The organism is Neisseria sp. P0001.S005 (assembly GCF_051963715.1).
The window spans coordinates 1-14,455 of sequence record NZ_JBQCTZ010000089.1; the positions used below are offsets into that span (position 1 = coordinate 1).

16 protein-coding genes are annotated in these 14,455 nt (G+C 50.2%); 12 read left to right on the forward strand and 4 right to left on the reverse strand.

Features of this window, described 5'->3' with window-relative positions; all coding sequences use genetic code 11:
- The 5 genes from ACTHSP_RS11560 to ACTHSP_RS11580 form a co-directional block, all read left to right on the forward strand.
- Nucleotides 1-1,425 (forward strand): Ppx/GppA phosphatase family protein (locus ACTHSP_RS11560; RefSeq protein ID WP_440346129.1); only part of this gene is annotated, 1,425 nt, incomplete at its 5' end.
- Between the two features lie 87 nt (nt 1,426-1,512).
- Nucleotides 1,513-1,884: a 30S ribosome-binding factor RbfA gene (rbfA, locus tag ACTHSP_RS11565; RefSeq protein ID WP_003685554.1), complete on the forward strand. Its 372-nt coding sequence runs from the start codon at nt 1,513-1,515 to the stop codon at nt 1,882-1,884.
- Between the two features lie 67 nt (nt 1,885-1,951).
- Nucleotides 1,952-2,866 carry a tRNA pseudouridine(55) synthase TruB gene (gene truB, locus ACTHSP_RS11570; protein ID WP_440346130.1) on the forward strand — a complete coding sequence of 305 codons (915 nt, stop codon included), beginning with the start codon at nt 1,952-1,954 and terminating at the stop codon, nt 2,864-2,866.
- A 22-nt stretch (nt 2,867-2,888) separates the two neighbouring features.
- The gene (locus ACTHSP_RS11575) at nt 2,889-3,515 is read left to right on the forward strand and encodes an NAD(P)H-hydrate epimerase (RefSeq protein ID WP_314513782.1); all 627 of its coding nucleotides are present in this window, start codon (nt 2,889-2,891) and stop codon (nt 3,513-3,515) included.
- 112 nt (nt 3,516-3,627) lie between these two features.
- Nucleotides 3,628-4,317, forward strand: a complete 690-nt coding sequence (locus tag ACTHSP_RS11580) for a suppressor of fused domain protein (protein WP_314513784.1) — start codon at nt 3,628-3,630, stop codon at nt 4,315-4,317.
- A gap of 74 nt (nt 4,318-4,391) precedes the next feature.
- Here the strand turns inward: ACTHSP_RS11580 and ACTHSP_RS11585 are convergent, their stop codons facing one another.
- Together ACTHSP_RS11585 and ACTHSP_RS11590 are read right to left on the reverse strand one after the other, a co-directional pair.
- Complete coding sequence (locus ACTHSP_RS11585) at nt 4,392-4,751, reverse strand: CrcB family protein (RefSeq protein WP_107792522.1); 360 nt, start codon at nt 4,749-4,751, stop codon at nt 4,392-4,394.
- Nucleotides 4,752-4,832: 81 nt separating this feature from the next.
- Nucleotides 4,833-5,510: an energy-coupling factor ABC transporter permease gene (locus tag ACTHSP_RS11590; protein ID WP_199900403.1), complete on the reverse strand. Its 678-nt coding sequence runs from the start codon at nt 5,508-5,510 to the stop codon at nt 4,833-4,835.
- Nucleotides 5,511-5,674: 164 nt separating this feature from the next.
- On the opposite strand from ACTHSP_RS11590, the gene ACTHSP_RS11595 reads away from it, so the two are divergent.
- Nucleotides 5,675-8,716, forward strand: coding sequence for a DNA translocase FtsK (locus tag ACTHSP_RS11595; protein ID WP_314513786.1), 3,042 nt, complete (start codon nt 5,675-5,677; stop codon nt 8,714-8,716).
- 81 nt (nt 8,717-8,797) lie between these two features.
- Here the strand turns inward: ACTHSP_RS11595 and ACTHSP_RS11600 are convergent, their stop codons facing one another.
- Nucleotides 8,798-9,019, reverse strand: coding sequence for a hypothetical protein (locus tag ACTHSP_RS11600; protein ID WP_314513788.1), 222 nt, complete (start codon nt 9,017-9,019; stop codon nt 8,798-8,800).
- Between the two features lie 38 nt (nt 9,020-9,057).
- Here ACTHSP_RS11600 and aqpZ point away from each other — a divergent pair, with 38 nt between their 5' ends.
- The 3 genes from aqpZ to ACTHSP_RS11615 all read left to right on the forward strand — a co-directional run bounded on the left by aqpZ (nt 9,058) and on the right by ACTHSP_RS11615 (nt 10,499).
- The gene (gene aqpZ / locus ACTHSP_RS11605) at nt 9,058-9,753 is read left to right on the forward strand and encodes an aquaporin Z (RefSeq protein WP_063067881.1); all 696 of its coding nucleotides are present in this window, start codon (nt 9,058-9,060) and stop codon (nt 9,751-9,753) included.
- 147 nt (nt 9,754-9,900) lie between these two features.
- Nucleotides 9,901-10,233, forward strand: coding sequence for a hypothetical protein (locus ACTHSP_RS11610; protein ID WP_440346131.1), 333 nt, complete (start codon nt 9,901-9,903; stop codon nt 10,231-10,233).
- Entirely contained in the window at nt 10,221-10,499 is a 279-nt protein-coding gene (locus ACTHSP_RS11615; protein WP_440346132.1) for an NF038104 family lipoprotein, read from the forward strand. Before ACTHSP_RS11610 ends, ACTHSP_RS11615 begins: the two co-directional genes overlap by 13 nt.
- A 59-nt stretch (nt 10,500-10,558) precedes the next feature.
- Here ACTHSP_RS11615 and radC read toward each other — a convergent pair whose 3' ends face one another.
- Nucleotides 10,559-11,233, reverse strand: coding sequence for a RadC family protein (gene radC, locus ACTHSP_RS11620; RefSeq protein ID WP_440346133.1), 675 nt, complete (start codon nt 11,231-11,233; stop codon nt 10,559-10,561).
- Between the two features lie 476 nt (nt 11,234-11,709).
- On the opposite strand from radC, the gene ACTHSP_RS11625 reads away from it, so the two are divergent.
- From ACTHSP_RS11625 to ACTHSP_RS11635, 3 genes are all read left to right on the forward strand, one after another.
- Nucleotides 11,710-12,834 carry an ABC transporter ATP-binding protein gene (locus ACTHSP_RS11625; RefSeq protein ID WP_440346134.1) on the forward strand — a complete coding sequence of 375 codons (1,125 nt, stop codon included), beginning with the start codon at nt 11,710-11,712 and terminating at the stop codon, nt 12,832-12,834.
- A gap of 15 nt (nt 12,835-12,849) precedes the next feature.
- A complete protein-coding gene (locus ACTHSP_RS11630) occupies nt 12,850-13,815 on the forward strand; it encodes an ABC transporter permease subunit (RefSeq protein ID WP_049335897.1) in 966 nt (321 codons plus the stop codon).
- The coding region (locus tag ACTHSP_RS11635) for an ABC transporter permease subunit (protein ID WP_440346135.1) at nt 13,815-14,455 on the forward strand (641 nt) is incomplete at its 3' end. The genes ACTHSP_RS11630 and ACTHSP_RS11635, both read left to right, overlap by 1 nt.

Sequence of the window (14,455 nt, forward strand, 5' to 3'; positions counted from 1 at the left end):
GGCCAGCTGAAAGTCATCGACTCGTTCAAACAAATGGTTCGCTTTGCCGCCGGCTTGGACGAACAAAAAAACCTGAGTGAAGCCTCTCAAGAACAAGCCTTGGAATGTTTGGCAAAATTTGGCGAACGCCTGCGCGGATTCCAACCTGAAAATGTGCGCGTGGTGGCCACCAACACTTTCCGTGTTGCCAAAAACATCGCCCAATTCCTGCCTCGTGCCGAAGCGGCGCTGGGTTTCCCCATCGAAGTCATTGCCGGCCGTGAAGAAGCGCGTCTGATTTACACCGGCGTAGTGCATACCCTGCCGCCCAAAGGCGACAAAATGCTGGTTATCGACATTGGCGGCGGTTCGACCGAATTTGTCATCGGCTCGGATTTGCAACCGCTGACCACAGAAAGCCTGCCTTTGGGCTGCGTAACGTACAGCATGCGCTTCTTCCAAAACAAAGTGACCGCCAAAGATTTCCAAGCCGCCGTTTTCGCCGCGCGTATCGAAATCCAGCGCATCAGCAAAATGATGAAGCGTACCGGTTGGGATTTCGCCATCGGCACGTCCGGTTCGGCCAAATCCATACGCGACGTTTTGGCAGCCGAATTGCCGCAAGAAGCCGACATTACCGCCCAAGGCATGCGTTATCTTGCCGATAGGATCATCGAAGCCGGTTCGGTTAAAAAAGCCAAATTTGAAAACCTCAAACCCGAACGCATCGAAGTTTTTGCGGGCGGATTGGCCGTGATGATGGCCGCTTTTGAAGAACTCTCGCTGACTAAAATGACCGTTACCGAGGCCGCCCTCCGTGACGGTGTGTTCTACGACTTAATCGGCCGCAGCCTCAATGTCGACATGCGCGAACAGACAACGGCAGAGTTCCAAAAACGCTACCACGTCAGCCTCAACCAAGCCAAACGCGTTGCCGATACCGCGCAAGCCTTTATGAACAGCCTGTGCCACGCCAAAAACGTAACCGTTCAAGAGCTTGCCTCGTGGAACCAATACCTCAGCCGCGCAGGCCGTCTGCATGAAATCGGCTTGGATATTGCCCATACCGGTTATCACAAACACTCCGCCTACATTCTCGAAAACGCCGATATGCCGGGCTTCTCACGCAAAGAGCAAACCATTTTGGCGCAACTGGTTATCGGCCATCGCGGCGACCTTAAGAAAATGGCGGACATTATCGGCAACAACGAAATCATGTGGTGTGCCGTGTTGTCCCTGCGCCTGGCAGCCCTCTTCTGCCGCTCGCGCCTGCCGCTTGATTTGCCGCCGCAAACCCAGCTTCGCGTCGATGAAAACAACCACAGCTTCATCTTGCGCATCAATGCCCAATGGCTGGAGCAACACCCCCTCATCGCCGATGCGTTGGACTATGAAAGCGCACAATGGCAAAAAATCGATATGCCTTTCTCGGTTCAAGCACAATAAACCGCGCTCCGTTATAATAGGCAGCTGTTCAAAATCCAAACTGCAGGCCGTCTAAAAACGACAGCCTGCCATACATTAAGGAAAACCATGAGAAAACCCCAACGCGGCTACGCCCGCCAAGACCGTGTCAAAGAACAAATCATGCGCGAACTTGCCGAACTCGTCCGCACCGGCCTGAAAGACCCGCGCGCAGGCTTCATCACCATCAACGAAGTCGAAGTCACCCGCGATTACAGCCACGCCACCGTGTTCTACACCGTCCTCGACGACAGCACGCGCGACATTACCGAAGAAGCTTTGGAACACGCCAAAGGCCATTTGCGCAGCGAATTGGCCAAACGCATCAAACTCTTCAAAACGCCCGAGCTGCACTTCAAATACGACGAATCACTCGAACGCGGCATGAGCATTTCCAGCCTGATCGACCAAGTGGCGGCGGAAAAACCGGTTGAAGACTGATTGATTAAAACACGCAGGCCGTCTGAACCCTTTCAGACGGCCTGAACATTAATATTCCCTAATTAATATGACCAATAAACCCACCAAACGCCCGGTCAACGGCGTTCTTCTCCTCGACAAACCTGAAGGCCTTTCCAGCAACACCGCCCTGCAAAAAGCGAGGCGTTTGTTCCGTGCCGAAAAAGCCGGACATACCGGCGTACTCGATCCTTTGGCCACAGGGCTTTTGCCTGTTTGTTTCGGCGAAGCGACCAAGTTCGCCCAATATCTGATTGATGCCGACAAAGCCTATACGGCCACGCTGAAACTGGGCGAAGCCAGCAGTACGGGTGACGCCGAAGGTGAAATCGTTGCCACCGCACGCGCCGATATTTCATTGTCCGAATTTCAGACGGCCTGCCAAGCCTTAACGGGCGATATCCGCCAAGTGCCGCCGATGTTTTCCGCCCTCAAGCACGAAGGCAAACCGCTGTACGAATACGCACGCAAAGGCATCGTTATCGAACGCAAAGCGCGCGACATTACCATTTACTCCATTGATATTACTGAGTTTAATGCACCCAAAGCCGTGATAGACGTACGTTGCAGCAAAGGCACCTACATCCGCACCCTCAGCGAAGACATCGCCAAACACATCGGCACATTCGCTCACCTGACCGCCCTGCGCCGTACTGAAACCGCCGGTTTTACCATTGCCCAAAGCCACACGCTCGAAGCCTTGGCCGAATTGGACGAAGCCGAACGCGATGCCCTGCTGCTGCCTTGCGATATTTTGGTGCAACATTTCCCCAAACTTGAGTTAAACGACTACGCCGTTACCATGCTCAAACACGGCCAACGTCCCCAGTTTACCGAAGACATTTCCGCCGAACAGCCCATCCGTGTGTACAGCCGAGACGGCACATTTATCGGACTGGTGGAATATCAAAAAGAAATAGGCCGTCTGAAAGCCTTACGCCTGATGAATACCGCCGACAAATAACTTCCTGCAAAGAGAGCCAATCATGAAAGTCTATACCGCCGCCCAAATGCGCCAACGCGAGCAAGCAGCCGTCGATAAAGGCACGAGCTTCGAACAACTGATGGAAAACGCCGGCAGCTCTGCCGCCCAAGACCTCATGCAGCGTCATCCTCAAGCCGGACGCGCCCTAATCGTTTGCGGCAAAGGCAACAACGGTGGCGACGGCTTAGTCATGGCAAGATATATGCAGGCGCAAGGTTGGCACATCGATATTCTGTTTTCACTCGGGAAAAACCTCTCCCCCTTGGCTCAAACCAATCGAGAACGCCTTAACGGTTTGCCCCATATTGAATTGATATCCGCACAAGAACTGGAAGGCCGTCTGAAAAACGGTTACGACATCATTATCGAAGGCATATTCGGCACAGGCTTCAGCGGCGCGCTTCCAACCGAAATCGCCGCCCTCTGCCGCCAACTCAATCATTCAGACGGCCTGAAAGTCGCCCTCGATATTCCCACCGGCCTCAACTGCGACACCGCCGAAGCCGATCCTGACACATTCCGCGCAGACCTGACCTACACCTTTGCCGCCTACAAACCGGCACACTTAAGCGAATCCGGCAAAACCTATTGTCAAGAAACCGTCTGTTTACCTATTGGCATTGATTAAAAAAGCAAATAATATGTCATATTTAAATCGCTTTATTTTTAGAAACAACACATTCTAAAAGAAACACGCCAATTAATTTACAACCCAATTATCAATGACACGGAAACAGACAATGAACGAACAAGAATACCGCCAAACTTTTAAAGAAGATCAGGCTGTCGGCTGGGAAGCCATCAATGCTGCGCTTAAAGCACTTTATGGTGATGTCAAACCACGCTCCTATGGCCCTATAATCAAATATTGGTTGGGAGGCACCGATCCACTGGACAACAGCGACATTTTTGATTGCGAAGAGCAAACCTTCCATCGCCATATTGTTTCCTACGGCATGAGCGAACTTTATTTTAATCCAGAACTTGCCGGTGCAGATTACAGTAAATGGGGATTTGAATTTACCTTCCGTACTCCCCCTTACGATCAGGATCCGAATTCTGGCTACAACACCAAACACGAGCCTTACTGGGCAATTAATCTAATGAATAATCTTGGCCGTTACGTTTTTGAAAGTGGTAACTGGTTTGAAGCCTACCACTTTACTTCAACTAACGACCCTATCCGAATGGATACAGAAACCGCCATCGTCGGCGTAGCCTTCGCACCAGACCCCAAGCTGCCTGCTATCAAAACACCAAACGGCGAAGTTCAATTTCTGCAGATAGTCGGCCTTACCCAGCCCGAGCTTGACTGGCTCTGGCAAGATCCAACAACCAAACGTTGCCAAGAGCTGATCGATATGATGCGCAAAGACAATCCGCTGTTGATTACCGATTTAGCGCGTACAAAAAGCTATGTACAACCCTAATTGATAAAGGCGAAGGCCGTCTGAAAACAGATTTTCAGACGGCCTTCGGTTTATTTTTCAGATAAAATAGCAACTTACTTCCAAATCTGTGCCAATTTAATCCCCAGTGCCGTCAAACTAAACGAACCGAAAACATGCAGACAGGTCGCCATCAAAGCCATACTCCAACGTTGCGCCTGCATCAAACCCACCATCTCCATTGAAAAACCTGAAAATGTGGTCAAACTGCCGAGAAAGCCGGTAATCCAAAGCAAACGCCATTGCGGATCGGTTAAGAGTTCCGCCAATACGCCGATCAGCAACGCGCCCAGCCAGTTTGCAGCCAATGTACCGATAGAAAAAGGCGCAGAAGACACCAGCACCAAGCCAAACAGCCAACGCAATACAGCCCCGACAGCGGCACCGCAAACAATGGGAAAAATATAAGCAAACATAACAAGTTAAACATTCAATTCAAAAAACAGGCCATCCGGTTATTAGGCCGTCTGAAAACCAAGCAAGGATACCTTCATATCTTATTGCCAAATCTTAGGCGCGGATTTCAAATACCTGTCGTCATCAAAAGTACAAATCCATTGCGGCTTGAGCGCGATGAAAATAGCTGTTGAAATACCGCTCAAAAATGCCTCTGCCCAAGCGATTAAGAAGAAAACAGGAAAAGCGGTTTTCCACAATACCGTCGTATCAAATACGTCCGCCCAGTCCAACAAACCGACCAAAACCACACCGGTAAACACCATACCGACCGCCGCAGACCAGAAACCATTCAGAAAAATAAAGATAAAGATATTGGCAGGCAAACGCGACACCCAATAGCGGAATCCCAAGTTCACCAACAAAGGCGGAAGCAATACGGATAAGGCATTGATGGGGAACATATGCCAATCGCCCCAAAGCCACAAATACGGAAAAAACAGCAAAACGCCAAGGCAGAATGCGGCAGAGGTGCCCAGCATTAAAGCCGTCAGGTTTAAAGCAAGCAAATGATAGCTCATGCCGGCCAGTTGTCCGCTTTCCGGAGAGGCATTCAAACTCCAAGCCAGCGGCAACACCACGGCAGCCACCAAAAATGCGGAACGATGCTGCGATACCGACACCCATGCCTGCTTTGCACACAAAGCAAAAATCACCAGCAACACAGGCCATGCCGCCATCACGATACCGACGGGAAACCATCCGTTTTGAAAAATCATCATCTCATCCGCAAAATGTTCAGACGGCCTATTATACGCGTCTCAAGCCATAGCTTTGACAATCCTGTCTGCGTTTGCCGTTAAAGCTTGTTTCGGCTGGTTTTGTTTACCCGAAAAAAGCGTTAGAATAACGGACTTTGCCGTTTAATTAAGGGGATGGACGCATGCTTTGGACAATATTGGCTTTAATTCTGCTAGCTGTCATAGCCGGCTTGTTCTGGTGGCGCCAGAAACAAGAGCAAAAGTGGCGCCAAGAATTGGCCCGACTCAGTGGCGATGAAGAAGAAATAAACAAAGAAGACAGCCCGGCCGGTTTTTCCGACCAACTGGACAGCCTGAAACGTTTATTCAGCATGAACAAACGCACTGCCGACAACCATAAAATCGCCCGCATCCGCCTGCTTTCCGCGCTCGAACACAATAAAATGCAACGCGCCGAAACAGAAGAACACGCAGCAGAGCCAGTTGCCGAAGAGCTGGAACACATCGCAGCTACCGAAGAAGAAATCAAAGCTGAGCCTAAAACCCGCAAACCTGCCAAACCGGAACGTATTCCTAAAATCACGCCGTTTGCACAAATGGAAACGCCCGAATACAGCCCGTCTTTAGTGCAAAACAACAATTTTGAAGAAATCACATTAGAAGAAGCCACACGTTCCCTGCACGAAGCAGCGGTTGAGGAATGGAACGAGCATTTGGCCGAAAAAAATGCGCCAATTTACAAAGACGAAGTTGAAACCCCATTATTGCGCGCTTCATCCCTGCCGATGACAGGTATGGAAATCATCGACTACAACGACCCTATCTTGCGCCGCACACGCGAGCGTGCCTTGGCGCGTGCCAATAATGTCCGCGTGGCAGAAGCCCATGCGCCACATATCGAAACCGTTCAGACGGCCTTAAGAACTGCCGAAAAAGAGGCCATCCTCCCCTATACTTCCATGCAGGCATTCCCTTCTGAAATCCAAGCAGAAGATATTCACGACAACCTTGCCCGCCGCACCGCTGCCCGCCACAAACTGGCCGCGGCCGTCGCCCCATTGCGCGACTACTCTCCGCGTACCATCGAAAATGACGAAATTCTGGCCAATTTGGGACAAATCAGCCGTCCTGCCAGCCTGCGCCGTCAAGTTCGCCATACCGAAGCGGCCGCCGAAAGATGGGCGCGTAAACAAGCTGCCACGGAAGCTGTTGCACCACAAACGGCAACACCGTCCCGTCCGAAACCGGTTGCGCCTGTTAAAAAATCCCCTTATATCTCCCGACCTGCCGCACCAAACGCAACCGTAGTCGAGCCACCTGCCGTACCGGTTGTCCCTATGGCTAAAACCGATATTCCCGAGCCGCCTGTTTTCCAAACCTCGATTGCGCCGATTGATATCCCCGAGCCGCCTGCTTTTGAACATAAAATCCAAGTGCCGATTTTTGATGCACAAGTCAATGCGCACGTCAGCAACCAACCCGAACGCAGTATCCGCGATTATTTAATCAGTGAATCTGCCGTCGAAGAAGCTGAATTCGATAATGAGCCGGAAGCACCTGTACAACCGGAAGCGGAAGCTATTCAAGCGGTTGAAACCATTGAACCCGTTGAATCCGTTGAAACAATCGCAAGGCCGTCTGAATATACACAGACAGTCGTTGAAACGCCTGTTCAAACCGTAGAACCAAGCATTCAAGAGAGTACGCCAAGCGTAGTTCATCCGACTTCGGCAACACTTACCGATGCACGCCTGCCGACTACCGCCCTGCTTCTGCCTCCGCAGTTTGACCCGAGCGCCTCGCAAACTGAAGAACAGTTGCTGGAAAACAGCATTACCATCGAAGAAAAACTGGCCGAGTTCAAAGTTAAAGTCAAAGTGATGGACTCCTATTCCGGCCCGGTCATTACGCGCTACGAAATCGAGCCCGATGTCGGCGTGCGCGGCAGTGCCGTTTTGAACCTTGAAAAAGACTTGGCGCGCTCGCTTGGCGTGGCTTCCATCCGCGTGGTGGAAACCATCCCCGGCAAGACCTGCATGGGCTTGGAATTACCTAATCCGAAACGCCAAATGATCCGCCTGAGCGAAATCTTCAATTCGCCTGCGTTTACCGAATCCAAATCCAAACTGACACTTGCACTCGGTCAAGACATTACTGGCCAGCCTGTTGTGACAGACTTGGCCAAAGCGCCGCACCTGCTGGTTGCCGGTACGACCGGTTCGGGTAAGTCCGTAGGCGTGAACGCCATGATTCTGTCCATGCTCTTCAAAGCAACGCCGGAAGACGTGCGCATGATTATGATTGACCCGAAAATGCTAGAGTTGAGCATTTACGAAGGCATTCCACACCTGCTCGCCCCTGTCGTGACCGATATGAAGCTAGCAGCAAATGCCCTGAACTGGTGCGTCAACGAAATGGAAAAACGCTACCGCCTGATGAGCTTTATGGGCGTGCGCAACCTTGCCGGTTTCAACCAAAAAATTGCCGAAGCCGCAGCGCGTGGTGAAAAAATCGGCAACCCGTTCAGCCTCACGCCTGAAAACCCTGAGCCATTGGAGAAACTGCCGTTTATCGTGGTCGTGGTAGATGAGTTTGCCGACCTGATGATGACTGCAGGCAAGAAAATTGAAGAACTGATTGCCCGTCTTGCCCAAAAAGCGCGTGCAGCCGGCATCCATTTGATTCTTGCCACCCAACGCCCAAGCGTGGATGTCATTACCGGCCTGATTAAAGCCAATATTCCGACACGCATTGCTTTCCAAGTGTCCAGCAAAATCGACAGCCGCACGATTCTTGACCAAATAGGTGCGGAAAATCTGCTCGGCCAAGGCGATATGCTGTTCCTGCCGCCCGGCATCGTCTATCCGCAACGCGTACACGGCGCATTCGCATCAGACAACGAAGTACACCGCGTAGTGGAATACTTGAAACAATTCAGCGCGCCTGACTATATTGACGATATTTTAAGCAGCGGTTCGACCGAGGACTTTACCGGTACCAGCCGCAGCAACGACAGCGACCTCGACCCCATGTATGACGAAGCCGTTTCCGTTGTCTTAAAATCGCGTAAGGCCAGCATTTCCAATATCCAACGCCAACTGCGCATCGGCTACAACCGCGCCGCCCGCCTGATTGACCAAATGGAAGCCGACGGTATTGTTTCCCCGGCGGAAAACAACGGCAACCGCACCATCTTGGCGCAAAGCAGCGAGCATCTGGATTAATTTATCTTCGCTTAAATCAAGGCCGTCTGAAAACTTTTCAGACGGCCTTTTTAAATCAGATAATGGATTCAAAGATTCCGATCAAATTAATAATCTGTAAATAATATTATCTACAAAACCAAAGGCTTTTCCATTAACGGCATTTGCTTCGCTATTAAATAAACCCAGCCTCAATAAACAAAACTCGACCTGCCAGATATATATCCCTATCCATTTGTCGCCATTTTCAGACGGCCTTTTGTCAAGACCGGAAAAAACAGGTAAATCCATTTTTCGATTAGAAACAATATTATTATGATTCATGCCTTCGGCAACACCCCACCCTTTACGAGGAAAAACAAATGAAAAAATATTTTGCAGAATTTTTCGGCACTTTCTGGCTGGTATTCGGCGGCTGCGGTAGCGCAGTTTTGGCAGCAGCCTACCCTGAGCTTGGCATTGGCTTTGCCGGTGTCGCTTTAGCATTCGGTTTGACCGTACTGACCATGGCTTACGCTGTCGGCCACATTTCCGGCGGCCACTTCAACCCTGCCGTTTCCGTCGGCCTCTTCATCGGCGGCCGTTTCAACGGTAAAGACCTGTTGCCTTACATCGTATCCCAAGTTATCGGTGCGATTGCCGCTGCGGGCGTTCTGTATCTGATTGCTTCCGGTAAAACCGGTTTTGATGCTGTTGCCTCCGGCTTTGCCAGCAACGGTTTCGGCGAGCACTCTCCTAACGGTTACGACATGATGGCTGCTTTGCTGATTGAGTTCGTACTGACCGCATTCTTCCTGATCATCATCATGGGTTCTACCGACAAACTAGCTCCGGCCGGCTTTGCCCCTATCGCCATCGGCCTAGGTCTGACCCTGATTCACTTGATCAGCATTCCTGTAACCAATACTTCCGTTAACCCTGCACGTTCTACCGGCGTTGCCTTGTTCCAAGGCGGCTGGGCTGTTGAACAACTGTGGTTGTTCTGGTTGGCTCCTATTGCCGGCGCAGCAGTTGGCGCAGCTATTTACCGCTTCGTTTTGGCTAACGACGACAAATAATCTTGACGGAATGACATTCCCGGTGCGGCTGATACTCTAAACCGACCGCACCCAAGTTGCCGAGACACAAACGCACCGCCTGACTCAGACGGTGCGTTTGTTTTTGCCATGTTACAATACTTTCTTTTCTTACATTCTCAAACCATCATGCAAACCTTACCTTTTCAAACCGATATCGCCGCCAGAATGCTGGTCAATACCCAAAGCGAAACCATCCATCCCAATGCCGTATTCGTACAAACGCAAAACGGCTATTGGATTGCTTGGCACGACCAACAAGCCGCCCTGCTTGCCCCCGACACGCCGCCCGATATTCCCTGCTTTTGGGTAGAAGGCGCAGAAAGTTTAGAAGAGCTGGTAAGCATGGTAGAAAACGGTGAATTTGACGAAGTTGAAGAATTTGACGGCGATGATGATGCTTGGCAAGAAGCACTCGGATGCGGCCATCATCACGAAGGACACTGCGGATGCAGCCATTGAGATGCACAAAATGCCTGCTTCCGACACTTGCCCTTTGCCTGACGCTTAACGGCTGCGTTGTAGGCGCCGCTGTCGATTTGGCCACCACAACCGTCCTGACTGCCGGAAAATTGGTTGTCAAAGGAACGGGCGCAGTGATTGATGCCGCCATTCCCGACGGTAAAAAAGACAAGGATAAAGAAAAAGAGAAGGAAAAGAGCAAAGAAAAGCCAAAATCGGAAGAGATCATCTATAAAGAAGAATCCTCTGACGAAGTAGCGCAATAATCCTTCAGATGGCCTCAGCAAGGTAACCAATCTTACTGAGGCCGTCTGAACATTCATCCTTACATATAGCCCTGTTCGCGCAAAGAGCAGGTTTCTTTTGCCGTCACGATAAAATGGTCCAACAGCGTAATATCGACCAAACTTAAAGCCTGTTTCAAACGCTCTGTAAACTGCACATCAGATTCAGACGGCCTTGCCGAACCGCCCGGATGATTGTGTGCCAAAATCAAACTGTCGGCGTATTCATCCAATGCCAATTTGACAATTTCACGGATATAAACTGTGTTTTCCGCCACCGTACCGCGCGACAATTCCCGTACCGCAATCAATTGATTTTGACGGTTGAGCAGCAAAGCAACACTGACCTCGATTTTTTCATGTCCAAGGTGCAGACGCAGATAATCCGCAACCGATTTTGGGTTTGACAAAACAATCTGCTCCTGCAAATCTTCACCCAAAATCCGCCGCCCGATTTCTTTGACCACTGCAAACTGAGTATAGCTCGCCAAACCCATGCCCTTATAAGCAGGAAGTGTTTTGGCATCCGCACTCATCAGCTTCCCCAAGCTGCCAAACTCACTCAACAAATAACGCGCCAAATCGACCGCGCTCATACCGCGCGTTCCGACACGCAATAAAATTGCCAGCAACTCCGCATCACTCAACGCCGCCGCACCGTGCGCCAAGAGCTTCTCGCGCGGCCGCTCCCCTTCGGGCCATTCTTTGATACTCATGTTTTCCCTTTTATTTATATAGCGGATTTAGTTTCAATTTTGAGCAAAACCGCCTCTCCCGATATAAAACGTCATCCATTATGGTTTTAGCAAATAAATGCAATTTTCGTATTTTATTCTATTTTGAATAATTATTTAAGATATATGAATAATAATTAAGCCACTTTGTGCAGAAAAACAACGTTACCCATTTTCGCTATCCTGTTCCCCTGCCTGCCTTTCCTTTCCTATTTGTTTCAAATCAGCCGATACAAGCAATTTCATATTGCCCCTATGAGGCTTAAGCTAATATAATATTGAGTTTGCCGAGAGCAAAAGCTTAGGCTTAAACTGCTTTCTATCCACGCTGCCCGTGCGCTTTACAAGAGTTTCAGACGGCCTCCGTCCGACTCCCGCCAGCAATCAAACAGCTTTTTATCACCCATTCGAAAATCCGTTTTGCCGGTACTCGTCTTTCTTTTTGGAGTATTGCCATTATGACCGCAACCACTGCGTCTTCAGCCAAACCTTATCTGCAAATCCAAGGCTTGGTGAAAAAGTTTGGTGACAATTACGCTGTCGATAACATCGACTTGGACATTTACCAACATGAAATCTTTGCCCTTTTGGGCAGCTCAGGCAGTGGTAAATCCACGCTGCTGCGCATATTGGCAGGCATGGAAAGCCCAAATCAGGGCAAAATCATTCTCGACGGTCAAGACATTACCAAGCTTGCTCCGTATGAGCGCCCAATCAACATGATGTTCCAAAGCTATGCCCTGTTCCCGCACATGAGCGTTGAGCAAAACATCGCTTTCGGCCTGAAACAAGACAAAATGCCTAAAGGCGAAATCGACGCCCGCGTCGAAGAAATGCTGCGCCTGGTGCAAATGACCAAATACGCCAAACGCAAGCCGCACCAACTTTCCGGCGGCCAACAACAACGTATCGCTTTGGCGCGCAGCCTGGCAAAACGTCCGAAAATCCTGCTACTTGACGAACCTTTGGGCGCACTCGATAAAAAACTGCGCCAACAAACCCAACTGGAATTGGTCAACACGCTGGAACAAGTCGGCGTAACCTGTATCATGGTTACCCACGACCAAGAAGAAGCGATGACCATGGCTACCCGTATCGCCATTATGTCTGACGGCCAATTGCGCCAAGTCGGCACACCTAGCGACGTGTACGACTACCCTAACAGTCGCTTTACCGCTGAATTTATCGGCGAAACCAATATTTTTGACGGCGTCGTTATTGACGACCGCGCCGATTTCTCTATCGTCAAATGTGACGGCTTGGAAAACCACGTCCGCATCGACCACGGTCTGGGCGTTCCGAACGACCATGAAATTTGGATCAGCATCCGCCCTGAAGACATTGATTTGCACAAAGAAAAACCGGAACACTTAGGCGCTCATAACTGGGCCCAAGGCACAGTCAAAGAGATTGCCTACCTGGGCAGCTTCACGATTTACCACATCAAACTCGCCAACGGCCGTGTCGTTAAGAGCCAAGTTCCCGCACCTTATTGGTATGTGCGCAACATTACACCGCCGACTTGGGACGAAACTGTCTATATCAGCTGGCCTGAAAACCAACCTACGCCTCTGTACAGTTAATTTGAGGGAAATGCAATGGACCTTAAAAAACTGAAAAAGAAACTGTTCCGCCGCCCTGGACAGCGTGCAGTTATTGCCGTGCCGTATATTTGGCTCTTGGTGCTGTTTCTGATTCCGTTCGCCATCGTATTAAAAATCAGCTTTGCCGAACAAGAAATCGCCATTCCTCCATTTACGCCGTTGACAACGATTGATGAAGACTTAGGCCGTCTAAACATTGCCATCAGCTATCAGAACTACGCCGACATCTTCCAAAACTTTTGGAATACGCTCAATCCGTTTGGCGACAGTGAAAACAGCAATATCTATCTGATGACCTACTGGTCTTCGATTAAGACAGCGCTGACGACGACCATCATCTGCCTGTTGATTGGTTATCCGACCGCTTATGCCATTTCACGCGCCAATCCGGCTGCGCGCAACGGCCTGCTGTTGGCAATCATGCTGCCTTTCTGGACCTCTTTCCTGTTGCGTGTTTACGCATGGATGGGCTTATTGGGACACAACGGCATTATCAATAATTTCTTAATCAAATATGGAATCATCAGCGAGCCTTTAGACCTGTTCTACAATGCTTTCTCGCTGAATTTGGTGATGGTTTACGCCTATCTGCCTTTTATGATTTTGCCGCTGTACACACAATTGGTAAAACTGGACAACCGTCTGCTCGAAGCCGCTTCCGACTTGGGCGCAGGTCCGATCAAATCGTTCTTTACCATTACCCTGCCTTTATCCAAAACAGGCATCATTGCAGGCTCTATGCTGGTCTTCGTGCCGGCCGTCGGTGAATTTGTGATTCCTGAATTGGTGGGCGGTTCTGAAAACCTGATGATCGGTAAAGTATTGTGGCAGGCATTCTTCGACCAAAACAACTGGCCGCTGGCTTCTGCCGTTGCTGTCGTCATGGTTGCCCTGTTGGTTGTACCGATTGCCCTGTTCCAACACTATGAAAACCGCGAATTGGAAGAAGGAGGCAAATAATGCAGAAAACCAAATTATCCTGGTTCTTGAAACTGATGCTCCTGCTCTCGCTGGCATTCCTCTATATTCCTCTGGTGGTTTTGGTCATCTATTCTTTCAATGAATCCAAACTGGTTACCGTTTGGGGCGGTTTCTCAACCAAATGGTACGGCGCATTGATGGAAAACGACACCATCTTGGAAGCAGCTTGGCTGTCATTGCGTATCGCCATCGTTTCCTCGCTTGCCGCCGTGGCACTCGGCACATTGGCTGGTTACGCCATGGCGCGTATCAAGCGCTTCCGCGGCAGCACCCTGTTTGCCGGTATGATTTCCGCGCCTATGGTGATGCCTGACGTGATTACCGGTTTGTCCATGCTGCTGTTGATTATTCAGGTGCAAATGTTCCTGCAAGGCAGTGAATTGTTGCAATCGCTCTACTTCGATCGCGGCTTCTTCACCATCTTCCTCGGCCACACCACGCTTTGCATGGCGTACATTACCGTCGTTATCCGCTCGCGCTTGGTGGAATTGGATCAATCCTTGGAAGAAGCTGCAATGGACTTGGGTGCCCGTCCGCTGAAAATTTTCTTCGTGATTACCCTGCCGCTGATTGCCCCTGCGATTGCTTCCGGCTTCCTCTTGGGCATTACCCTGTCTTT